Annotated in this window: 20 protein-coding genes; 7 read left to right on the top strand and 13 right to left on the bottom strand. The window is 61.4% G+C overall.

The features are described from left to right. Positions 1-3: 3 nt before the first annotated feature. The 3 genes from AC3WJW_RS09885 to pmbA all read right to left on the bottom strand — a co-directional run bounded on the left by AC3WJW_RS09885 (position 4) and on the right by pmbA (position 3,356). Positions 4-1,380, bottom strand: a complete 1,377-nt coding sequence (locus AC3WJW_RS09885) for a class II fumarate hydratase (RefSeq protein ID WP_493725876.1) — start codon at positions 1,378-1,380, stop codon at positions 4-6. Beyond that, positions 1,361-1,768: a FagA protein gene (locus AC3WJW_RS09880; RefSeq protein WP_493725875.1), complete on the bottom strand. Its 408-nt coding sequence runs from the start codon at positions 1,766-1,768 to the stop codon at positions 1,361-1,363. The genes AC3WJW_RS09885 and AC3WJW_RS09880 overlap by 20 nt, the downstream gene beginning before the upstream one ends. A 241-nt stretch (positions 1,769-2,009) precedes the next feature. Continuing rightward, complete coding sequence (gene pmbA, locus AC3WJW_RS09875) at positions 2,010-3,356, bottom strand: metalloprotease PmbA (RefSeq protein WP_095965900.1); 1,347 nt, start codon at positions 3,354-3,356, stop codon at positions 2,010-2,012. Positions 3,357-3,464: 108 nt separating this feature from the next. On the opposite strand from pmbA, the gene yjgA reads away from it, so the two are divergent. Continuing rightward, positions 3,465-3,989, top strand: coding sequence for a ribosome biogenesis factor YjgA (gene yjgA, locus AC3WJW_RS09870; RefSeq protein ID WP_007970253.1), 525 nt, complete (start codon positions 3,465-3,467; stop codon positions 3,987-3,989). A gap of 103 nt (positions 3,990-4,092) precedes the next feature. Here the strand turns inward: yjgA and tldD are convergent, their stop codons facing one another. From tldD to mreB, 8 genes are all read right to left on the bottom strand, one after another. After that, positions 4,093-5,535 (bottom strand): metalloprotease TldD, encoded by a 1,443-nt coding sequence (gene tldD / locus AC3WJW_RS09865; RefSeq protein WP_493725874.1) that lies wholly within the window; start codon positions 5,533-5,535, stop codon positions 4,093-4,095. Between the two features lie 12 nt (positions 5,536-5,547). After that, positions 5,548-6,402 (bottom strand): carbon-nitrogen hydrolase family protein, encoded by an 855-nt coding sequence (locus tag AC3WJW_RS09860; protein ID WP_493725873.1) that lies wholly within the window; start codon positions 6,400-6,402, stop codon positions 5,548-5,550. Positions 6,403-6,546: 144 nt separating this feature from the next. After that, positions 6,547-10,350: a YhdP family protein gene (locus tag AC3WJW_RS09855; RefSeq protein WP_493725872.1), complete on the bottom strand. Its 3,804-nt coding sequence runs from the start codon at positions 10,348-10,350 to the stop codon at positions 6,547-6,549. Between the two features lie 75 nt (positions 10,351-10,425). Then, positions 10,426-11,883: a ribonuclease G gene (gene rng / locus AC3WJW_RS09850; RefSeq protein ID WP_007970246.1), complete on the bottom strand. Its 1,458-nt coding sequence runs from the start codon at positions 11,881-11,883 to the stop codon at positions 10,426-10,428. Positions 11,884-11,940: 57 nt separating this feature from the next. Then, entirely contained in the window at positions 11,941-12,537 is a 597-nt protein-coding gene (locus tag AC3WJW_RS09845; protein ID WP_126049268.1) for a Maf family protein, read from the bottom strand. Positions 12,538-12,569: 32 nt separating this feature from the next. Next, positions 12,570-13,061, bottom strand: a complete 492-nt coding sequence (mreD, locus tag AC3WJW_RS09840; RefSeq protein WP_007970244.1) for a rod shape-determining protein MreD — start codon at positions 13,059-13,061, stop codon at positions 12,570-12,572. Then, positions 13,061-14,197 (bottom strand): rod shape-determining protein MreC, encoded by a 1,137-nt coding sequence (mreC, locus tag AC3WJW_RS09835; RefSeq protein ID WP_493726021.1) that lies wholly within the window; start codon positions 14,195-14,197, stop codon positions 13,061-13,063. The genes mreD and mreC overlap by 1 nt, the downstream gene beginning before the upstream one ends. Positions 14,198-14,340: 143 nt before the next feature. After that, positions 14,341-15,378 (bottom strand): rod shape-determining protein MreB, encoded by a 1,038-nt coding sequence (gene mreB, locus AC3WJW_RS09830; RefSeq protein ID WP_002555108.1) that lies wholly within the window; start codon positions 15,376-15,378, stop codon positions 14,341-14,343. A 211-nt stretch (positions 15,379-15,589) separates the two neighbouring features. Here mreB and gatC point away from each other — a divergent pair, with 211 nt between their 5' ends. The 6 genes from gatC to AC3WJW_RS09800 all read left to right on the top strand — a co-directional run bounded on the left by gatC (position 15,590) and on the right by AC3WJW_RS09800 (position 20,814). Then, positions 15,590-15,877, top strand: a complete 288-nt coding sequence (gene gatC, locus AC3WJW_RS09825; protein WP_007976465.1) for an Asp-tRNA(Asn)/Glu-tRNA(Gln) amidotransferase subunit GatC — start codon at positions 15,590-15,592, stop codon at positions 15,875-15,877. 16 nt (positions 15,878-15,893) lie between these two features. Then, on the top strand, positions 15,894-17,345 hold the full coding sequence (gene gatA, locus AC3WJW_RS09820; protein ID WP_007976467.1) for an Asp-tRNA(Asn)/Glu-tRNA(Gln) amidotransferase subunit GatA: 1,452 nt from the start codon (positions 15,894-15,896) through the stop codon (positions 17,343-17,345). 10 nt (positions 17,346-17,355) lie between these two features. Continuing rightward, the gene (gatB, locus tag AC3WJW_RS09815; RefSeq protein ID WP_493725871.1) at positions 17,356-18,801 is read left to right on the top strand and encodes an Asp-tRNA(Asn)/Glu-tRNA(Gln) amidotransferase subunit GatB; all 1,446 of its coding nucleotides are present in this window, start codon (positions 17,356-17,358) and stop codon (positions 18,799-18,801) included. 149 nt (positions 18,802-18,950) lie between these two features. After that, a complete protein-coding gene (locus AC3WJW_RS09810; RefSeq protein ID WP_493725870.1) occupies positions 18,951-19,325 on the top strand; it encodes a septal ring lytic transglycosylase RlpA family protein in 375 nt (124 codons plus the stop codon). Positions 19,326-19,375: 50 nt separating this feature from the next. After that, positions 19,376-20,437: a calcium/sodium antiporter gene (locus tag AC3WJW_RS09805; RefSeq protein ID WP_493725869.1), complete on the top strand. Its 1,062-nt coding sequence runs from the start codon at positions 19,376-19,378 to the stop codon at positions 20,435-20,437. Continuing rightward, positions 20,434-20,814: a carboxymuconolactone decarboxylase family protein gene (locus AC3WJW_RS09800; protein ID WP_427579382.1), complete on the top strand. Its 381-nt coding sequence runs from the start codon at positions 20,434-20,436 to the stop codon at positions 20,812-20,814. Before AC3WJW_RS09805 ends, AC3WJW_RS09800 begins: the two co-directional genes overlap by 4 nt. Positions 20,815-20,910: 96 nt before the next feature. Here AC3WJW_RS09800 and AC3WJW_RS09795 read toward each other — a convergent pair whose 3' ends face one another. After that, positions 20,911-21,852 carry an AEC family transporter gene (locus AC3WJW_RS09795; protein WP_493725868.1) on the bottom strand — a complete coding sequence of 314 codons (942 nt, stop codon included), beginning with the start codon at positions 21,850-21,852 and terminating at the stop codon, positions 20,911-20,913. A 159-nt stretch (positions 21,853-22,011) separates the two neighbouring features. Then, complete coding sequence (gene garD / locus AC3WJW_RS09790; RefSeq protein ID WP_116580955.1) at positions 22,012-23,565, bottom strand: galactarate dehydratase; 1,554 nt, start codon at positions 23,563-23,565, stop codon at positions 22,012-22,014. Positions 23,566-23,574: the final 9 nt, after the last annotated feature.

Raw genomic sequence — 23,574 nt, 5'->3', positions numbered from 1 at the left:
GGCTTACACGCCGCCCGCGGTGAGTTTTTCCGGGTTGAGCAGTTCTTCCAGCTGGCCGCGCGACAGGTCGGTGTGTTCCAGCGCGACGTCAATCACCGGCCGACCTTGCTGATAGGCCTTCTTGGCAATCTCGGCAGCTTTCTGGTAACCGATGATCGGGTTGAGCGCGGTGACCAGAATCGGGTTGCGCGACAGCGCTTCCTTAATCCGGCCCTCATTGACCTTGAAGCTGGCAATCGCCTTGTCCGCCAGCAGGCGGCTGGAATTGGCCAGCAACTCGATACTGCTCAGCAGGTTCTGGGCGATGATCGGCAGCATCACGTTCAGTTCGAAGTTGCCCGACTGACCGGCGATGGTGATCACGCTGTCGTTGCCGATGACCTGAGCCGCGACCATCGCGGTGGCCTCCGGAATGACCGGGTTGACCTTGCCCGGCATGATCGAAGAGCCCGGTTGCAAGGCTTCCAGTTCGATCTCGCCAAGACCGGCCAGCGGGCCGGAGTTCATCCAGCGCAGGTCGTTGGCGATTTTCATCAGCGATACGGCAGTTGCCTTCAGTTGCCCGGAGACCGCGACGGCAGTGTCTTGAGAGCCAATCAGCGCGAACAGGTCCTTGCCCGGCTGGAACTGAACCCGGGTCAATGTGCTGAGCTGCTGGCTGAAGCGCACCGCGAACTCGGGGTGGGCGTTGACGCCCGTACCCACCGCCGTGCCGCCCTGTGCCAGAGATTGCAGGCTTGGCTGCAAACCTTGCAGCAGGCCGATGTTGGCCCTGAGCTGTTGCGCCCAACCGTTGAGCACCTGACTCATGCGCACCGGCATCGCGTCCATCAGGTGCGTACGCCCGGTCTTGACGTGGTGATGCACCTGCCCGGCCTTGCGCTCGATGACCTGCACCAGGTGCGTCAGCGCCGGTAACAATTGCTCATGCAACGCCAGCGCCGCACTGACGTGGATAGTGGTCGGAATAATGTCGTTGCTGCTTTGGCCACAGTTGACGTGATCGTTGGGGTTCACCGCCTCGCCGAGCAAGCGGCTGGCCAGCGTGGCGATCACTTCGTTGGCGTTCATGTTGGAACTGGTGCCCGAACCGGTCTGGAAGATATCCACCGGAAAGTGCTGCATGAAATCGCCTTCTAGCAGGCTTTGGGCCGCGTCGACAATGGCCTTGCCCTGGGCTTCGCCGATCTGCTTGAGCTCGATGTTGGCGCGGGCCGCCGCGGCCTTGGCCAGGATCAGCGCGCGAATGAACTGCACGGGCATCGGCTTGCCGCTGATCGGGAAGTTATCCACCGCACGTTGAGTCTGTGCGCCGTAGAGGGCGTCTTCCGGGACCTGAAGCTCGCCCATGCTGTCGCGCTCAATACGTGTCTTGGTCATCTGTAGATCCTTGCACCAGTTCTATGAGAGGAATCGAGGGTTGCAACTCACAGGTAGCGAGTTGCCAGGTGTAGCTTTGCCAGCGCGTGAGGCGGCATTTGCAAAGAGAGAGGCGTTCCAGTTCGCGCAGCGGGCGCCAGGCCTGGTCGAGACAGTAAGTGCGCCAATGCCACGGCAGCGCGACATCGGCGGCGGTGTCGAGCAATAAACGGAAGGAAGTTTCGGCGACGGTCCAGGGTGAGGTTGCCGTGCAGGCCGCCAGATACCGGCCTTCGGCCAGATAGTGGTCGATCAGGCGAGGTTCATCGGGATTCATCGCGCAACGGATCTGGCGACTCATCCAGCGCCAGCTTTCGAGGTAAGGCAGCTCGTGCAAGACAGAACTCATGATCCGGGGCTCATTCGGTAATGAGATTTATTATTATATGATAATGAGAACCAAAACAAGTCGTGAAGACAGGTTACCCCTGTGGGAGCGGGCTTGCTCGCGAAGAGGGAGTGTCAGTCAACATCACTTCAACTGACACACCGCCTTCGCGAGCAAGCCCGCTCCCACAGGGGATCTGTGTTGTGGTCAAAAAAAAACGCGCCACCCGATAGGTGGCGCGCCTTTTGTGTAACAGGAAGGCTCAGCTGCCCGCCACCGTCATCCGCTCGATCAGCACCGAGCCTGTACGAATGTTGCTACGCAACTCAAGATCATTACCCACGGCCACGATCTGCTTGAACATGTCGCGCATGTTGCCGGCGATGGTCACTTCCTGGACCGCGAACTGGATTTCGCCGTTCTCGACCCAGAAACCCGCCGCGCCGCGGGAGTAGTCACCGGTCACCATGTTCAGGCCCTGCCCCATCAGTTCAGTCACCAACAGCCCGCGCCCCATGCGCCGCAGCAAGGCCGCCTGGTCTTCTTCGCCATGGGTGACGAACAGGTTGTGCACGCCGCCGGCATTGGCGGTGCTCGGCATGCCGAGCTTGCGGCCGGAGTAGGTGCCGAGGATGTACGACACCAGCTCACCTTTTTCGACGAACGGTTTGGCGTAGGTTGCCAGACCATCTCCATCGAACGCCGCGCTGCCCATGGCACGCATCAAGTGTGGGCGCTCGTCGATGGTCAGCCACTCTGGAAACAGCTTCTGCCCCAGCGTGCCTTCAAGGAACGACGACTTGCGATACAGGCTGCCGCCGGAAATCGCCGACAGGAAACTGCCGAACAGGCCCCCCGCCAACTCTGCGGAAAACAGCACCGGCACCTCACAGGTCGGCACCGGACGCGCGCCCAGACGGCTCGCCGCCCGTTGCGCGGCACGCTGGCCGATGCTTACCGGATCGGCCAGCAAGTTGCCCTGACGGTTCACGTCGTACCAGTAATCACGCTGCATCTGGCCATCCGCTTCGGCAATCATCACGCAGCTGAGGCTGTGGCGAGTCGACGCATAACCACCGATAAACCCGTGACTGTTGCCATAAACGCGGCAGCCCTGATGGGTGCTGAGGGTGGTACCGTCGGCGTTCTTGATCCGGCTGTCGGCGGCAAACGCCGCGGCTTCACAGGCCAGGGCCTGCTCGATGGCTTGCTCCGGCGTGATGTCCCACTGGTGAAACAGGTCGAAATCCTGAAGATCCCGCGCCATCAACGCGGCATCCGCCAGGCCCGAGGCTTCGTCTTCCGAGGTGTGTTTGGCGATAGCCAGAGCAGCGGCCACCGTTTCGCGAATCGCTTCCGGACCGCTGGCCGACGTGCTGGCCGAGCCCTTGCGCTGGCCTACGTACAGGGTGATGCCAAAACCCTGATCGCGGTTGAATTCGACCGTTTCGACTTCACGCTGGCGCACCGACGTCGAAAGGCCCTGCTCCAGGGAGACGGCCACTTCACAGGCGCTGGCCCCCTGGCGCCTGGCTTCAGCGATGATCTGCTCGACCTGTTCCTGCAGTGCCGGCAATGCTTGTGGGCCGACGCTTTCAACTGCACTCATGCTGTTCTCCACTCAAATTCTGCTTTCGGTAACGGTCATCGAGCGACCGGGCCGGACAAGCGGCCCCCGACTGGTTATCATGGCGGCGTTTCTTTGCGGACTGCCACCATGGTTGATTCTTACGACGACTCCCTCGATACGGGAGAAAAAAGCAAATCCCAGGTCAAACGCGAGCTGCATGCTCTGGTTGACCTCGGCGAGCGCCTTACAACGCTCAAGCCTGACTTGCTCAACAAACTGCCATTGACCGACGGATTGCGCCGGGCCCTGGCCGATGCGCCCAAGCACACCGCGAACATCGCGCGTAAACGGCACCTTCAGTTCATCGGCAAACTGATGCGCGATCAGGACACTGACGCGATTCTGGTTCTGCTCGATCAACTCGATGCCTCCACCCGTCAATACAACGAACGCTTCCATAACCTGGAACGCTGGCGCGATCGTCTGATTGCCGGTGACGACGCCGTACTGGAAAAATTCGTCGTCGAATACCCCGACGCGGATCGCCAGCAACTGCGCTCCCTGATCCGTCAGGCCCAGCATGAGGTTGCGCAAAACAAGCCTCCTGCTTCCAGCCGTAAAATCTTCAAGTACATCCGTGAGCTGGACGAGACTCAACGCGGACTGCGTTAAGTCATCGAGCCCCTGTAGGAGCTGCCGAAGGCTGCGATCTTTTGATCTTTAAAAAAGCAAAGATCGCAGCCTTCGGCAGCTCCTGCAAAGGCGGTGTATCTCCTTACGAGCCCGTGCCACCCACGGTGATCGCATCAATCTTCAGCGTTGGCTGGCCGACACCCACCGGCACCGACTGCCCATCCTTGCCACACGTGCCCACGCCGCTGTCCAGCGACAGATCATTCCCGACCATCGACACCTTGCTCATGGCTTCCGGTCCGTTGCCGATCAGGGTCGCGCCTTTGACCGGAGCAGTGATCTTGCCGTCCTCGATCAGGTACGCCTCGCTGGTGGAGAACACGAACTTGCCGCTGGTGATGTCCACCTGACCGCCACCGAGGTTGGCGCAGTAGATGCCGCGTTTCACCGAAGCGATGATTTCCGCCGGGTCGCTTTCACCGGCGAGCATGTAGGTGTTGGTCATGCGCGGCATCGGCAGGTGCGCGTAAGACTCGCGACGACCGTTGCCGGTGCGCGCCACACCCATCAGACGGGCGTTGAGCTTGTCCTGCATGTAGCCCTTGAGTACGCCATTTTCGATCAGCGTGGTGCACTCGGTCGGCGTGCCCTCGTCATCGACGCTCAACGAACCGCGACGACCGGCCAGGGTGCCGTCATCGACGATGGTGCATAGCTTGGAGGCAACCATCTCGCCCATGCGCCCGCTATAAGCCGAGCTGCCCTTGCGGTTGAAGTCGCCTTCCAGACCATGACCGACGGCTTCGTGCAGCAGCACGCCCGACCAGCCGGAGCCGAGTACCACCGGCAAGGTGCCGGCCGGAGCCGGAATGGCTTCAAGGTTGACCAGCGCCTGGCGCAACGCTTCACGGGCATAGCCCATGGCGCGGTCTTCACCAAGGAAATAGCGGTAATCGGTGCGGCCGCCACCGCCATGACCACCACGCTCGCGGCGACCGTTCTGCTCGACGATTACGCTGACATTGAATCGCACCAGCGGGCGTACATCCGCCGCGAGGCCGCCGTCGGTGGACGCCACCAGAATCCGCTCCCAGACACCGGCCATGCTCACGGTGACCTGCTGGATGCGTGGGTCGAGGGCGCGGGTCGCGGCGTCGACGCGCTTGAGCAAATCGACCTTTTCGGCACGGCTCAGCACTTCCAGGGGGTTGTCCGGCGCATACAACTGCGCAACATCCTGGCTGGTGAATGCCTGCACCGTACCGTGCTGCCCGGCCCGGGAAATCGAACGGGCGGCACGCGCCGCCGCGCCCAGGGCTTCAAGGGTGATGGCATTGCTGTAGGCAAAACCGGTTTTCTCACCCGATTGCGCACGCACGCCGACACCCTGGTCAAGGTTGAAGCTGCCTTCCTTGACGATGCCGTCTTCCAGCGCCCAGGACTCGGAGATCTGCCCCTGGAAATACAGGTCGGCGGCATCGATGCCCGGCCCGGCCAGATCGCCGAGCACGCCTTGCAGGCTCTCGATCGTGACGCCACCGGGCGCCAGCAGGTGTTCACTGACTGAGGACAACAACTCGCTCATATGCTTTACGCCTTAAATTCGTGTTTCTGATGCAGGTCGCTGGGCGCCCTGCGAGAAAAAGCGCCGGTGACTGGACACCGGCATCCGCGCCCGGATGGACGCCTGTTCGCTGCTGTCGCGTTCGGCCAGCAGCACGGCCTCGCCTTGATCCTGTTGTGCCAGCACACGCCCCCACGGGTCGACGATGGCGGCATGCCCGAAGGTTTCCCGCGGTCCCGGATGCGTGCCGCCCTGGGCAGCCGCGAGTACATAACATTGGGTCTCGATGGCCCGCGCACGGATCAGCACATCCCAATGCGCCGCGCCGGTCACCGCCGTGAAGGCCGAGGGGGCGGTAATCAGTTCCGCGCCGGCAGCACGCAGTTCGCTGTACAGCTCGGGAAAGCGCAGGTCATAACAAACCGTCAGGCCGACCCGACCGACCGGTGTGTCCGCCACGACGACTGCGCTGCCATAAGCATAGTCATCGGATTCACGGTAACGGCCACGATTGTCCGCCACATCCACATCGAACAGGTGCAGCTTGTCGTAGCGCGCCACCGTTTCGCCCTGGTCATCGACCAGCAACGAACAGGCATGCGCCTTCGCCGTCGGCTGATCCACCGGCGGCAACGGCAACGTGCCGGCCACTATCCATAACCTGAGGTCGCGTGCGGTCTGTTTCAACCAGGGCAGGATCGGGCCTTCGCCCAAGGCTTCGGCGCGCCCGATGTCGGAAACGTCGCGCCGGCCCATGGCGGCGAAATTTTCCGGCAATACCACGAGTTTCGCGCCGCCGGCAGCCGCTTGTTCGAGCAGTCGACGGGCCTGGGCCAGATTGGCCAGCACATCGCTCTGGCTGACCATTTGAATCACCGCTACAGACATGGCCTTTTCCCTATTGAAACAATACGTTCCTGTAGGAGCTGCCGCAGGCTGCGATCTTTTTACCTTTATTTTTCAAGATCAAAAGATCGCAGCCTGCGGCAGCTCCTACAGCCATGCTACTCCATAGGTCTGGAAAATGGTTTTTCAAAAAGCCTTGTCGAAGGTGATTTTCGGTTCTTTCCACGGCCCTTTGACGGTGTACTTCACACTGGCGAAACGGGAGACCCGGTCACCGATCAGCTTGTCGATCAGGAACAGCGCCCCACCGACCGCCGGTGCGCCGACGATCAGCGCGGCAATCGGCAGGTTATTGGTCACCGGCAGGGTCACCATCAGTTTCGCATCGATCTGATCGGCCACCATGTTCAGCGTGCCGTCGAGTTCGATGGTGCTCGATGGACCCGTCAGCTGGATCGGCTGACGGGTGACATACACACCATTCGTCCCGACCAGCAGCCCCTTGACCCGGTCATAACTCAGGCCTTTGCCGAACAGGTCAGAGAAGTCCAGGCGCAGGCGCCGGCCGATGGAGTTGAAGTTGAGCAAACCAAATACCCGAAGCGCCTGGGCACTGCCTTCGACTTCGACGAACTGGCCCTGATTGAGTGTCGCATCAAGCGAGCCGGAGAAACGCTTGGTCGCCACCCAGGCCGGCGAGCCGGGCCAGCGGCCATCGACATCCATATAAAAGTCCCGGCTGGTGACACTCGGCGCAAACCCCCAGCCCTTGAGCACATCGGCGAGGTTCTTGCCGCTCATGCGGCCCTTGTACCAACTGTTGCTGGCGCCGGGTACGCCTTCCCAGCCACCACTGCCCACCAGCAGCATGCCCTTGAGTCCCAGATCCAGCGAGTTGAACACAATGCCCCTGGCCGTCGGGCGAACCTTCAGCGACCAGGTACCGACCAGATCCTGGCCCTGGAATAACTGATTGATCGTGATGTCCATCGCTGGGATTTTCGTCGGGTCCACCGACGCCAGCGGATCCGGCGAGTTTTCATCGGCCAGTACGGTCGGGTCCGGTGCCGGCAAGCGCACGGTTTGCAGATTGATCGCGACTGGCGTGGCCTTCGAATCGGGCAGGTTGGCGCTGCCCTTGATCTGCTGGCTGTCGAGTTGCAGCGCCCAGGCGGAGGGTTTGCGCGCCAGCTGGATCGACGCCTGATCAAGCGTGGTGCCGATACCGCTGAGCTTGCCCACCTTGAAATCCGCACCGCTGAGCAATTGCTTGGCGCTGCCGCCGGGGTCCTGCCCGGCGTATTTATCCACCAGATCCTTCCACGGGCCTACGTCCAGCTCGGACAACACGCCCCGTACCCGCAGGCCTTTGGTGTCCGGCAACACCGCCTCGCCGCCACCGAGGAACAAGTCCCCGCGACCGTCGGCGAAATTGCCGGCCGGGGCAGCAAACGTGAAATTCGCCAGATCCCCGTAATTGACCCAATAGCGCCGCTCGTCGCCCTGTAACGTCATGCGAAACGTCGTGTCCCGCCCGGCATCGGCGGCCATGCCGAAGGGCGCAGGCAAATCGACCGCCACGCCCTTGAGGTTGGAGTTGACCCGCAATTGGCTGTCGGCACCATTGAGGGTCAGTTGCAGTTGATAAGGGATCACGCCACTCACCGGCAGAGGCTGGGTCACCTTCAGCCAGTCGGTCAGTTTCTTGACCTCGACCTGGCCCGACGCGTGCACCCGGGTATTGAGCTTACCCGGGCTGCCATCGGCAAAAATCTGTGCGGTGACCGGCTTGTCGAATGCCCGGGCGCTGATGTTCTGCCCGCTCAGACCTTTGGCGCTGTCGAAACGGAAGTCACCTTTGAGCTGGGTCAGCTCCAGCACCGGCTCGGCCAGTTTCAAGCGTGCCCTGGCGGTCTTGAAATCGACGAGGATCTTCGGTTCCTCGCCTTTTGCCAGCGGAATATCCAGCTTCAACTTGCCGCTCAGCTCACCCTCGCCTTCCCAGCCGGCAAAGGTCGCCCCGGTGCCGATCGGCGCTTCCTGAAGGATTTTCAGGCCATCGCCCAAGCCACCGGCAAACCCGCCATCAAGGAACAGATGAACGTTCTGCCCGGCAGGCACATGGGGGATGTTGACGTAAACATCGCTGACCTGGGTGTCGAGCAACTGGCCTTTGCTGGCCAGGATCCGAACGCCGCTGTCTTCGACAAACACATCGCCGCTGACCTTGCTGACATGGGGCCAGCCCGGCTGGAAGGCCAGTTCGGCATCGTGAACCTTGAAGTACAGGCTGATGCTGCGATCGACGTCTGCGGCACCGTGGCTGAGCGACCCTTGATACTGGAAGAAGCCCTGGTCCACCGCGCCCTTGAGGATCGCCGTGCGCAGCCATTCATCCAGCGCCGGACTGAGGACTGTCGGCAGATACTTGGCGGTATAGCGACCGTCACCGTCCACCAGGCCAACCCGCAGGTCCATGTAGTCTTCCTGCGTGTCATCGAAATGCAGGCGAATCAGGAAGTCGCCGGCAATCTTGCCCTCCTCGCCCAGCACCTTCAGATACGGCGCAATCAGGGTGAAGCCTTCTTTATCGAGTTTCCAGGTCAGCCGCGCGTTGGCCTGGATGTACTGCCATGGCTTGGCGAAAATCGGGTCCAGGTGCAGCATGAAATCCTTGCTGTCCATGCGCAGTTCGCCGTGCCCCAGGTCACCGCTGATGCTGCCGCTGACATTTCGCGCCGCCGGCGCCCCGTGATAGGCATCGAAGCCCACCTGGTCGAGGTTGGCGGCAAAGCTGAACTTGCTGTCGTCGGTGGCATTGGGTCGCACATCGATCAATACATTGCGCAGTCCGCCCTTCACCTTGAGCCGCTCGACAACGGTGGCAAAGCCTTGCGGAAACGGCGCCAGGGCATTGAGCAGCGGCGTGAGCGGGGTCAGGTCGACCCGGTCGGCCTGTAGATGCCAGAGTTCTTCGGTCTTGTCGGTGGCGGCGCTTTGCTTGAGCTGCAAATGCGTTTCCCAGCGGACGTCGCCCAGGTTCATTGCCAGGGAATCCAGGGTAACCTGCACGCCTTCGGCACTGCGCTCGAAGTAACCATTGAGTGCCAGGTTGTTGATCTGGATCGGCTTGCGCTCGGCGTAGGCACCCTTGAGTTGTGGCGCGTTCAAGCGCACTGCAGCGCTTTGCAAGAGACCTTTGCCCCAGGTCAGCCACAGCTCGCCCCCGGCCTTGATCTCGGAGAAATTCCATTGCTGGCTGATGCGCTCGGGCAGCCACTTCGACCAGTCGCTTTGCGGCAGGCTCAGGTAGACCTCGGCCTCACCGTCCTGCCATTGACTGGCTCGAATGCGGGTACGCAGGCTCATGGCCACGGGCTGGCCGTCGGGCAGGGTAAGGCGGGCGTCGAGACGCTGCCGCGACGCACCGGTTTTCAGATTCAGGCCGACGTAGGTCAGGGTCAGCGGCGAATGTGCAAAGGGCTGCAAGGTCACCTGGCTGTCGAGTACCGACAGTTGCTGGATCATCTGCATGCGATTGAGCAATTGTTGCGGATCGACCGGTTGATCCTGTTGCACGGGCAAACCTTCCAGCGCCCAGTGACCGTCGTCGCCCTCCTTGACGCTGATCTTCAGGCCGCTGAGCTCCAGATGAGCGATGCGTACCTCACGTGCCAGCAGACTGGCCCAAAGGTCCGGCACCGCGCGCACCTGATCCAGGTGCAGGGCATTGGCGCCCTCCCCGACGGTCACGTCGTGGGCCATCAATATGGGGGCGAATCCACTCCAGTTGCCTTCCAGTTCGCCGATTTGCAGCGGCATGCCCAAGGCATCGCTGGCTTTGGTTTCGATATCGGCACGGTACTCGGCGACCAGCGGCGTCAGTTCCCGGCCAAGGCTGACGTAGAGCGCCATCAACACCAAAACCAACGCGCACAGGCCCAGACCCCAGCGGGTCAGTGCGGCCAAAATGCGTGTCAGACGGTCCATGTCAGATGGCCCCCATGGCAAAAGTTTTGCAAAAAGCTGAGGCCAGCCATTCTCGAATAATCAAAACGAAACGCTTCAGAGCAGCACCACGTCGTATTGTTCCTGGGAATACATGGTTTCGACCTGGAAACGGATAGTGCGCCCGATAAACCCTTCCAGCTCGGCGACGTTGCCCGACTCCTCGTCGAGCAGGCGGTCGACAACTTTCTGGTTGGCCAATACACGATAGCCCTCTGCCTGATAGGCGCGAGCCTCACGCAGGATTTCGCGAAAGATTTCGTAACACACGGTTTCCGGCGTCTTGAGCTTGCCACGCCCCTGACAGGCGTTGCACGGCTCGCACAAGACCTGTTCAAGGCTTTCGCGGGTGCGCTTGCGGGTCATCTGCACCAGGCCCAGCTCGGTGATACCGATGATGTTGGTCTTGGCGTGATCGCGTTCCAGTTGCTTCTCGAGCGTGCGCAGCACCTGGCGCTGGTGCTCTTCATCTTCCATGTCGATGAAGTCGATGATGATGATTCCGCCGAGGTTGCGCAGGCGCAATTGACGGGCGATGGCCGTCGCGGCTTCGAGGTTGGTCTTGAAGATGGTTTCTTCGAGGTTGCGATGGCCGACGAACGCCCCGGTATTGACGTCGATGGTGCTCATGGCTTCCGCCGGGTCGACCACCAGATATCCGCCGGACTTGAGCGGGACCTTGCGTTCGAGGGCCTTCTGGATTTCGTCTTCGACGCCATACAGGTCGAAAATCGGCCGTTCGCCCGGGTAATGCTCCAGACGGTCGGCAATCTCCGGCATCAACTCGGCGACGAATTGCGTGGTCTTCTGGAAAGTTTCCCGGGAGTCGATGCGGATCTTCTCGATTTTCGGGCTGACCAGGTCACGCAGGGTGCGCAGCGCCAGACCGAGGTCTTCATAGATCACGCTGGGCGCGCTGATGGTTTTGATCTGGGCGCTGATCTGATCCCAGAGCCTTCGCAGGTAGCGGATGTCCATGAGGATTTCATCGGCGCCGGCACCTTCGGCTGCCGTACGCAGGATGAAACCGCCGGCCTCCTTGATACCTTCCTTGGCCACGCAATCGGTGACCACTTGCTTGAGGCGTTCGCGCTCGGCTTCGTCTTCGATCTTCAGGGAAATCCCGACATGGGCCGTGCGCGGCATGTACACCAGGTAGCGTGAAGGGATAGACAGCTGGGTGGTCAGGCGTGCGCCTTTGGAACCGATCGGGTCCTTGGTCACTTGCACCACCAGGCTCTGGCCTTCGTGCACCAGTGCGCTGATGCTCTCGACCGCCGGGCCTTCGCGCAGGGAAATTTCCGACGCATGAATGAACGCCGCACGATCCAGGCCGATATCGACGAAGGCCGCCTGCATCCCCGGCAATACCCGCACGACTTTGCCTTTATAGATGTTGCCGACGATCCCGCGCTTTTGCGTACGCTCGACGTGGACCTCTTGCAGGACACCGTTTTCGACCACCGCCACGCGCGACTCCATCGGCGTGATGTTGATCAGGATCTCTTCACTCATGGCAGGGTCTCGTTCAGGCATGTTCACGATAATGGCCGCATCTGTTCAGAACGTTGCTTAGTGTGCGTTCCGGGTTTGCCAACAGGGTATGCCGAAATGGCCGAGCAGTTCCGCGGTTTCGCAAAGCGGCAGTCCGACCACCGCTGAATAACTTCCATTGAGCCCGGCGACAAACACCGCACCCAGTCCTTGAATGCCATAACCGCCCGCCTTGTCCTGTGGTTCACCGCTGGCCCAGTAGGCCACGGCTTCATCACGACTGATATCCCGAAAGCGCACGCGACTGGTGACAACCCGGGATTCGCAACGCTCGCCATCAAGCACGGCAATCGCGGTCAGGACTTCATGCTCACACCCTGACAACATCATCAGCATGGCGCAGGCATCCGCTTGATCAACCGGTTTGCCGAGAATTTTTCCATCGAGCACCACGGCGGTATCGGCGCCCAGCACGCAGAACGGTTCGTCAGACACGACGCTGCCGCGCCCGGCCTCGGCCTTGCCGCGCGCCAGACGCTCGACATAGGCCGACGGGGATTCTTGATCTATAGGAGTTTCATCGATATCCGCACTGACGGCGGAGAACGGAACGCCGATCTGCGTGAGCAATTCACGCCGGCGTGGCGAGCCAGAGGCGAGGTACAACCGTTTCATCAAGACCTCTCCCTGTCTAATGCCTGAGCGAATTAATTGATTTTGTAGCGTCGACGCAATCCGCGCAAACCGAAACTGATCCAGGGCCAGAGCAATGCACTGACCAGTGCCGGCAGCACCAGCGCCAGCGTCGGCTGACGATTGCCGGTCAAGGCACTGAGCCAGAGTTGTACAAGCTGGGCGAGGCCGAAGATCACCAGGATCACCAGGCTCTGCTGCCACATCGGGAACATCCGCAGGCGTTGTTGCAGCGCCAGCACCAGATAGGTGATGAGCGTCAGGATCAAGGCATTCTGACCCAGCAAGGTACCGTAGAGCACGTCTTCAGCCAGCCCCAGGCAAAACGCCGTCACCATTCCGACGGTCTGCGGCAGGTTCAACGCCCAGAATGCCAGCAACAAGGCCAGCCACAGCGGACGCAGGATTTCCATGAATTGCGGCAGAGGTGAAACGCTCAGCAGCAGACCGACGGCGAACGTCAGCCAGACTATCCAGCCGTTTCGGGATGCTTTTACACCACCCATTATTCTCTCCCCACTGGAGTGGCCGGCGCGGAGACTGGCGGTTTGGCGGCAGGCTTCGCGGCAGCGGGTTGCGCCGTCGGCGGTTTAGCCGCCGCAGGATGCGTGGCCGCAGGTTTGGCTGGCGTGGTGGCTGGCTTGGCGGGTGCGGTGGCCGCAGGCGCCGCCGTAGCAGGAATCGCCGGTGCGGCAGCCGGTGCAGCGGGGACCGCGGGGCTGACCAGTTTCGGAACCGTCGCCGGAATGGTCGGCCCACCGCCCTGTGCATCCAGGCTTTCCTGGGCCTGGGCAGCGGCGTTGACGCGTTCTTCGGCGGTCCGGTTGTCGCTGAACACCAGCAACAGGTAGCGGCTGCGGTTCAAGGCGGCGGTCGGAACGGCGCGGACAATGGCAAACGGCTGGCCGGAGTCGTGAATCACTTCCTTGACCGTCGCCACCGGGTACCCGGCCGGAAAACGTTGGCCGAGGCCGGAGCTGACCAGCAAGTCGCCTTCCTTGATGTCGGCGGTATCGGCCACATGCCGCAACTCGAGGCGCTCCGGGTTGCCGGTGCCGCTGGCGATCGCCCGCAAACCGTTACGGTTCACCTGCACCGGGATGCTGTGGGTGGTGTCGGTCAGCAACAGGACGCGGGAGGTGTAGGGCATCAACTCGACCACCTGGCCCATCAGGCCGCGGGCGTCGAGTACCGGCTGACCGAGGACCACACCGTCGCGCTCACCTTTGTTGATGATGATGCGATGGGTGAAGGGGTTGGGGTCCATGCCGATCAACTCGGCCACTTCGACCTTCTCGTTGACCAGTGCCGAAGAGTTGAGCAACTCGCGCAGCCGAACGTTCTGCTCGGTCAGGGCGGCAAGCTTCTGCATGCGCCCCTGCAACAGCAGGTTCTCGGTCTTGAGTTTTTCGTTTTCGGCGACGAGTTCGGTCCGGCTGCCAAATTGACTGGCAACGCCTTCCCACAGTCGTCCGGGCAGGTCGGTGATCCAGTAGGCGTCCATCAGCACCAGCGACATCTGGCTGCGTGCAGGCTTGAGCAGACTGAAACGGGCATCGACCACCATCAGCGCGACCGATAGCACGACCAGCACCAACAGGCGCACGCCCAGTGAAGGGCCCTTGGTGAAAAGCGGTTTAATAAGCCGCTCCTCCCAGGCAAATGTTCTGTTTATTCATACGGCAGCAATCCGGCCTGGATGCAGACTGACAGAAGATAAACGCGAACAGGCAGCACTGCAAAGTGCCGCCTGCGCGCTCAACAGCATAGAAGCGATCCGGCGACTTATTCGCTGGAAAGCAGGTCCATGGTGTGTTTATCCATCATTTCCAATGCACGGCCACCGCCGCGAGCAACGCAGGTCAGCGGGTCTTCGGCAACGATCACCGGCAGACCGGTTTCCTGGGCCAGCAACTTGTCCAGGTCACGCAGCAAGGCGCCACCACCGGTCAGTACCAGGCCGCGCTCGGCGATGTCGGAAGCCAGTTCCGGAGGCGATTGCTCCAGGGCGCTTTTCACGGCCTGAACGATGGTTGCCAGGGACTCTTGCAGAGCTTCCAGCACTTCGTTGGAGTTCAGGGTGAATGCGCGTGGAACGCCTTCGGCCAGGTTACGGCCACGAACGTCGACTTCGCGAACTTCGCCGCCCGGGTAGGCCGTGCCGATTTCCTGCTTGATGCGCTCGGCGGTGGATTCACCGATCAGGCTGCCGTAGTTGCGACGCACGTAGGTGATGATCGCTTCGTCGAAGCGGTCGCCGCCAACGCGGACGGATTCGGCGTAAACCACACCGTTCAGGGAGATCAGCGCGATTTCGGTGGTACCGCCACCGATATCCACGACCATCGAACCGCGAGCTTCTTCAACCGGCAGGCCGGCACCGATCGCAGCGGCCATTGGCTCTTCGATCAGGAACACTTCACGGGCACCGGCACCGAGGGCCGACTCACGGATGGCGCGACGCTCAACCTGGGTGGATTTGCATGGAACGCAGATCAACACGCGCGGGCTAGGCTGCAGGAAGCTGTTTTCGTGAACCTTGTTGATAAAATACTGCAGCATTTTTTCGCACACGCTGAAGTCGGCGATCACGCCGTCCTTCATCGGACGAATGGCAGCAATGTTGCCCGGAGTACGGCCGAGCATGCGCTTGGCTTCGGTGCCGACAGCAACGACACTTTTCTGGTTACCGTGTGTCCGAATGGCCACAACGGAGGGCTCATTCAGGACGATACCGCGCTCGCGCACGTAAATAAGGGTGTTGGCAGTGCCCAGGTCAATGGAAAGATCGCTGGAAAACATGCCACGCAGTTTCTTGAACATGGGAAAGGGACCCTAGGCAACGCGTGGGTAAAAAAGTGCGGCAAACTCTAACAACGACAGGGATTTTGGGCAAGGCGCCAATATGTTAAATTGGACGCTTTTCTGTGCACCAAGCCCCACAATCGCGGCCTTATGACCGTAGAAGTGCGGTAGTGTTCCGACAATCTAACACACGGACGCGGTCCGTTTTGTTTTCCACTGGAGAATCCCAATGGCGCTAGAACGCTCCGACGTGGAAAAAATCGCTCATCTGGCCTGTCTGGGCCTCAATGATGCCGATCTTCCACACATCACTTCGGCCCTCAACAGCATTCTCGGGCTGGTCGACGAAATGCAGGCGGTCAATACCGACGGTATCGAACCGCTGGCCCACCCACTGGAAGCCAGCCAGCGCCTGCGCGCGGACGTCGTGACCGAGACCAATAACCGCGAGGCCTACCAGTCCATCGCACCAGCGGTCGAAAACGGCCTGTACCTGGTTCCGAAAGTCATCGACTAAAGGGAAAGAGCCTGCAATGCATCAATTGACTCTGGCCGAGATCGCCCGCGGACTCGCCGATAAAAAGTTTTCCTCCGAAGAGCTGACCAAAGTCCTGCTGGCGCGCATCGCCCAGCTCGATCCACAGCTCAACAGTTTCATCAGCCTCACCGAAGACCTGGCGCTGACGCAGGCGAAAGCCGCTGACGCCCGTCGGGCCAATGGTGAGAGCGGCGCCCTGCTCGGCGCGCCGATCGCCCACAAAGACCTGTTCTGCACCCAGGGCATTCGCACCAGTTGCGGCTCGAAGATGCTCGACAACTTCAAGGCACCGTACGACGCCACTGTCGTCGCCAAGCTGGCTGCCGCCGGGGCCGTGACCCTGGGCAAGACCAACATGGACGAATTCGCCATGGGTTCGGCCAACGAGTCGAGCTACTACGGCGCGGTGAAAAACCCGTGGAACCTGGAACACGTGCCGGGCGGCTCGTCCGGTGGTTCGGCGGCGGCGGTGGCCGCTCGTCTGTTGCCGGCAGCCACCGGCACCGACACCGGCGGTTCGATCCGTCAGCCGGCGGCCCTGACCAACCTCACCGGCCTGAAACCGACGTACGGTCGCGTTTCGCGTTGGGGCATGATCGCCTACGCCTCCAGCCTCGATCAGGGCGGCCCGTTGGCGCGCACGGCCGAAGACTGCGCGATTTTGTTGCAAGGTATGGCCGGCTTCGATCCGAACGACTCCACCAGCATCGATGAACCCGTGCCAGACTACAGCGCCAGCCTCAACGGCTCGCTGCAAGGCCTGCGCATCGGTGTGCCGAAGGAATACTTCAGCGCCGGTCTCGACCCGCGCATCGCCGAACTGATCCACAACAGCATCAAGGAGCTGGAAAAGCTCGGTGCCGTGATCAAGGAAATCAGCCTGCCGAACATGCAGCACGCGATTCCTGCGTACTACGTGATCGCCCCGGCGGAAGCCTCTTCCAACCTGTCGCGTTTCGACGGCGTACGTTTCGGCTATCGCTGCGAAGACCCGAAAAACCTCGAAGACCTGTACAAGCGCTCCCGTGGCGAAGGTTTCGGCGCGGAAGTGCAGCGCCGGATCATGGTCGGTGCCTACGCGTTGTCCGCCGGTTACTACGATGCCTATTACCTCAAGGCGCAGAAGATCCGTCGCCTGATCAAGAACGACTTCATGGCGGCCTTTAATGAGGTCGACATCATCCTCGGCCCAACCACGCCGAACCCGGCCTGGAAGCTCGGCGCCAAGAACAGCGACCCGGTCGCTGCGTACCTGGAAGACGTCTACACCATTACCGCCAACCTCGCCGGCCTGCCGGGCCTGTCGATGCCGGCGGGTTTTGTCGACGGTCTGCCGGTTGGCGTGCAACTGCTCGCCCCGTATTTCCAGGAAGGTCGCCTGTTGAACGTTGCCCACCAGTATCAGTTGAACACTGACTGGCACACCCGCACCCCAACCGGCTTCTGAGGAGACACACATGCAATGGGAAGTCGTGATCGGGCTGGAGATTCACACCCAGCTCACCACCCGGTCGAAAATCTTTTCCGGTAGTTCCACCACGTTCGGTTCCGAGCCGAACACCCAGGCCAGCCTGGTAGACCTGGGCATGCCCGGCGTGCTGCCGGTGCTGAACCAGGAAGCGGTGCGCATGGCGGTGATGTTCGGTCTGGCGATTGACGCCGAGATCGGCCAGCACAACGTGTTCGCCCGTAAAAACTACTTCTACCCGGACCTGCCCAAGGGCTACCAGATCAGCCAGATGGAATTGCCGATCGTCGGCAAGGGCCACCTGGACATCGCCCTGGAAGACGGCACGGTCAAACGTGTCGGCATCACCCGCGCGCACCTTGAAGAAGACGCTGGCAAAAGCCTGCACGAAGAATTCAGTGGCGCCAGCGGCATCGACCTGAACCGTGCCGGCACGCCGTTGCTGGAAATCGTTTCCGAACCGGACATGCGCAGCGCCAAGGAAGCCGTGGCTTACGTCAAGGCGATCCACGCGCTGGTGCGCTACCTGGGCATCTGCGACGGCAACATGGCCGAAGGCTCGCTGCGTTGCGACTGCAACGTATCGATCCGTCCGAAAGGCCAGGTCGAGTTCGGTACTCGCTGCGAGATCAAGAACGTCAACTCGTTCCGCTTCATCGAAAAAGCGATCAACAGCGAAATCCAGCGTCAGATCGAGTTGATCGAAGACGGCGGCAAGGTGATCCAGCAGACCCGTCTGTACGATCCGAACAAGGACGAAACCCGTCCGATGCGCAGCAAAGAGGAAGCCAACGACTACCGTTACTTCCCTGATCCGGACCTGCTGCCTGTCGTGATCGAAAACACCTTCCTCGACGACGTGCGCGCCACCCTGCCGGAATTGCCGCCGCAGAAGCGCGAGCGTTTCCAGGAGCAGTTCGGTCTGTCGGTCTACGACGCCAGCGTCCTGGCCACCAGCCGCGAGCAAGCCGATTACTTCGAGAAAGTCGCAAGCATCGGCGGCGACGCCAAGCTGGCGGCGAACTGGGTGATGGTCGAGTTGGGCAGCCTGCTCAACAAGCAAGGCCTGGACATCGAACAGTCGCCGGTTTCCGCCGAGCTCCTGGGCGGCATGCTGCTGCGCATCAAGGACAACACCATCTCCGGCAAAATCGCCAAGGTCGTGTTCGAAGCGATGGCCAACGGCGAAGGCAGTGCGGACGAGATCATCGACAAGCGCGGTCTCAAGCAAGTGACCGACACTGGCGCGATCTCGGCGGTACTGGACGAAATGCTCGCGGCCAACGCCGAGCAGGTCGAACAATACCGTGCGGCAGACGAAGCCAAACGCGGCAAGATGTTCGGCTTCTTCGTCGGCCAGGCCATGAAAGCCTCCAAAGGCAAGGCCAACCCGCAACAGGTCAACGAACTGCTGAAAAGCAAGCTCGAAGGCTGATGAGAATGGAGCCAGCCCGGCAATCTGGCTCCATTCCCCTGTGGGAGCGGGCTTGCTCGCGAATGCTGTTCGGCACTCAACACAAAGTTGACTGTCAGAATGCATTCGCGAGCAAGCCCGCTCCCACATTTGTTTTTTGGAACGCCCAAATGAAACGTCTGCTCGGCGCCTGCGCCCTCCTCTCGCTCCTGGCCGGTTGCGCCAGCACCGACACCGTCGACCCGCACGGCTACGACAAAACCGGCGTGGCGTCGTACTACGGCTCCAAACACCAAGGCAAACGCACCGCTAGCGGCGAGCGTTTCAACAAGAATTCCATGACCGCCGCCCATCGCCAGCTACCCTTCGGTACACGGGTGAAGGTCACTAATCTGAATAACGACAAGTCCTGCGTGGTACGCATCAATGATCGCGGGCCGCACACCCGTGGCCGCCTGATCGACCTGTCCCAGGAAGCCGCCGAGCGCCTGGGCATGCTGCGCAGCGGCACCGCGCGGGTTCGCGTGCAAGCCCTCGACGACTGACCGATGGAGCCCCGACCATTTTCGGATTAGCCGATTTACCCCTGATCAGCGTGATCGAATTGCTCAGCGGATTGCTCCTGCTGATTGTCGGCGCCGAATTGATGGTGCGCGCCGCCGTACGCATCGCCGCGCGGTTGCACATACGTCCGCTGATCATCGGCCTGACCATCGTCGCCCTCGGCAGCAGCGCACCGCAAATGGCGGTCAGCCTGCAGGCGACCCTGGCGCACAACGCCGACATCGCCGTCGGCAGCGTGATCGGCAGCAGCATTTTCAACATCCTCGTCACCCTTGGGCTGTCCGCCCTGATCATTCCATTGCGGGTTTCCCGGCAATTGGTGCGTCTGGATATTCCACTGATGATCGGTGCCAGCCTGCTGGTGTTCGTACTCGCCTGGAATGAAGAACTGACCCGTGTCGACGGCGTGATGCTGCTGACGGCACTGGCGATTTACCTGGGGTTGCTGCTACGCCAGTCGCGGCACTCGACGCGCCCGGTATCGAGCCATGACCATCATGCGCAAGCGCCATGGCTGAGCAGCCTGCTGATGATCGTCGCCGGGCTGGCGATGCTGGTGTACGCCGGGCACTTGCTGCTGGGCGCTGCGGTTGCGGTCGCCACCGATCTCGGGTTGTCGGAGCGAATCATCGGCCTGACCATCGTCGCCGTCAGCACCTCACTGCCTGAGCTCGCCACTTCGTTGATCGCGGCAATGCGCGGCGAGCGCGATATCGCCGTGGGCAACGTGATTGGCAGCAACCTGTTCAACCTCCTGGGTGTGCTCGGCTTTACCGCGCTGGTGGCGCCATCGCCGCTGTCGGTGTCACCCAACGCCCTGGATTTCGACCTGCCGGTGATGCTCGGCGTCGCGGCGCTGTGCCTGCCGGTGTTCTACTCCGGCTACCGGGTGACCCGCGCCGAAGGCCTGCTGTTTCTGGGTCTGTACCTGGCGTATGGGCTGCACGTGGTGTCGTTCACCACCGGCATGCCACTGGCCGGCAAGCTGGAACACCTGATGCTGTTTTTCGTCCTGCCGGCGCTGGTGGCGTTTTTGCTGTTCACGTCGCTACGCGCCTGGCATCGCCAACACCATAAGAAGGAAGTCCCATGACCGAGAATAAAAAAACCGGCGTTGAAGTTCGTCGCCAAGTAATGGGCGACGCCTTCGTCGACCGCGCACTGGGCAATGCAACCGAGTTCACCCAGCCGCTGCAGGACTTTGTCAATGAACATGCCTGGGGCGGCGTCTGGAATCGCGAAGGCCTGCCGCTGAAAACCCGTAGCCTGATCACCCTCGCCGCCCTGACCGCACTCAAGTGCCCGCAGGAGTTGAAAGGTCACGTACGTGGCGCCTTGAACAACGGCTGCACCGTGGAGGAAATTCGCGAAGCGTTGCTGCATTGCGCGGTGTATGCCGGCGTGCCGGCGGCGATCGATGCGTTCAGGGCGGCGCAGGAAGTGATCGATACCTATCAGAAGCCGGAATAATTTGTAGGAGCTGCCGAAGGCTGCGATCTTTTGATCTACAGCGTCCTCGAATACGCCAAAAAGCCAAGATCAAAAGATCGCAGCCTTCGGCAGCTCCTACATCCATCCGCCCAATTGCAATACGAAGATCCCCACATTGGTGGTGACCGCCGCCATCAGCGTGGTGATCACGATAATCGCCGCCGCCAGTTCATGATTGCCCTCGGCCGCCCGCGCCATCACAAAACTGGCAGCGGCGGTCGGGCTGCCGAAGTACAGAAACAGAATGCCCAATTCCGCGCCGCGAAAACCCCACAACCACGCACCCAACGTCGCCAGCACCGGCAAGCCGATCATCTTCACCAGGCTTGAACTCAGCGCCATGTTGCCGCTTTTGCGCAGCGCCGCCATGGACAAGGTGCCGCCGATGCAGATCAGTGCCAGTGGCAAGGTGGTTTGTGCCAGATACTGGCCGGAGGTCTCCAGCCACCCTGGCAAGCCGATCTTGAAATAGGCGAAGGGCGCCGCCGCCATCACGCTGATGATTAGCGGATTGCTGAACACGCTTTTGCAGATGCTCCACGGATCGGATTTGATCACCGGGCTGTACACCGCCAGGACGATGGTCGAGAGCGTGTTGTAAAACAGGATCACCAGCGCCGCGAGGATCGCCCCGAGGGAAATCCCGTAGTCGCCGTACATGCTGGCCGCCAGCGCCAGGCCGATCACTCCGTTGTTGCCGCGAAAGGCGCCCTGGGTGTAGATCCCCCGATCTTCCCGCGGACATTTCCAGATCGCCCAGCCCCAGGCGATGGCAAAGCCCACAAGGGTCGCGAGGGAGAAATAGATCAGCAGCGCCGGCTGCAACGCCGCGTGCAGGTCGGCATGCAGGATACCCAGAAACAGCAGCGCCGGCATGGTGACATTGAACACCAGGGCCGACGCCGTGTGGATGAAGTTGTCGTTGATCCAGTCGATGCGCTTGAGCAGCACACCCAGAAACAGCATGGCGAATACCGGCGCGGTGATGTTCAGGGTTTCGAGGAAAATTGCCAGCATGCCGGAGAGGACCTTGGGGTGGGCGTCGTTAGGGGGCTAATGATAAGCCACACCGAGCACATTAAGATCAAAAGATCGCAGCCTGCGGCAGCTCCTACAGGGGAACGCGTGTTCTGTAGGAGCTGCCGCAGGCTGCGATCTTTTCCAGGCAACACAGTCTCAGGTAATCGGCGCCGGGTTGAACAGGGTGATGTCGTTATGCAGCTTGTGCTGCTCCGCCCACGTCTGCTTCTTGCCGCTCGCCACGTCCAGATAGTAGTGGAACAACTCCCAGCCCAGCTCCTCGATCGAAGCGCGGCCGGTGGCAATGCGCCCGGCGTCGATGTCGATCAGGTCCGGCCAACGCTGCGCCAATTCAGTCCGGGTCGACACCTTCACCACCGGTGCCATGGCCAGCCCATAAGGCGTGCCGCGACCGGTGGTGAACACATGCAGGTTCATCCCCGCCGCCAGTTGCAGCGTCCCGCAGACAAAGTCGCTGGCCGGGGTCGCGCAGAAGATCAGGCCTTTGCGCTTGAAACGCTCGCCAGGGCCGAGCACGCCGTTGATCGCGCTGCTGCCGGACTTGACGATCGAGCCCAGGGACTTCTCGACGATGTTCGACAGCCCGCCCTTCTTGTTGCCCGGCGTGGTATTGGCGCTGCGGTCCGCTTCGCCCTTGGCCAGGTAACGGTCGTACCAGTCCATCTCCCGCACCAGTTCCTGGGCGACGTCCTGGTTTTCCGCACGGGAGGTCAGCAGGTAAATGGCATCGCGCACTTCGGTGACTTCGGAAAACATCACCGTCGCACCGGCCCGCAACAACAGGTCCGAGGCGTAACCCAGCGCCGGGTTGGCGGTGATGCCGGAGAACGCATCACTGCCGCCACACTGCATGCCGAGAATCAGCTCGGACGCCGGCACGGTTTCCCGGCGACGTTGATCAAGCTTCTTCAATCGGGTTTCGGCCAGCGCCATGATCTGCTCGATCATCTCGGTGAAGCCGTGGCTGGCGTCCTGCAAGCGGTACAGCCATGGCTCGCTCAAATCCACCGAACTGTCGTTCTCGTGCATCACCTGCCCGGCCTGCAATTTCTCGCAGCCCAGGCTGATCACCAGCGCTTCTCCGCCCAGGTTCGGGTTGCGTGCCAGGTTGCGCACCGTGCGAATCGGGATGTAAGCATCGGTCGCGGTGATCGCCACGCCACAGCCGTAACTGTGGGTCAACGCCACCACGTCATCGACGTGCGGGTACTTGGGCAGCAACTCGGCCTTGATGCGCTTGACCGCATGATCGAGCACGCCGGTCACACATTGCACGGTGGTGGTGATGCCGAGAATATTGCGCGTACCGACGGTGCCGTCGGCGTTGCGATAACCCTCGAAGGTGAAGCCTTCCAGCGGTGCTTGGGCCGCGGGCACGTCGGTGGACAACGGCAGGCTGTCCAGCGGTGGCGCGGTCGGCATGCGCAGTTGATCTTCCTTGACCCAACTGCCGCGGGGAATCGGCTGCAAGGCGTAGCCAATGACCTGGCCGTAACGAATCACCTGGCCGCCCTCGGGAATGTCTTCCAGGGTGACCTTGTGGCTCTGTGGCACGAAGTCCACGGTGACCAGGCCGTCGGCAAATTCGGTACCGGCCGGTACGCCCTGATCGTTGACCACGATCACTACGTTATCCCGCTCGTGCAGGCGGATGTAGCGCGGCGAGTCGGAATGTTCAATCAACTGCATGACGCCGCT

The sequence above is a fragment of the Pseudomonas sp. GW821-FHT07G06 genome, from assembly GCF_058986625.1.
This window is presented reverse-complemented; position numbering and strand designations above follow the sequence as displayed.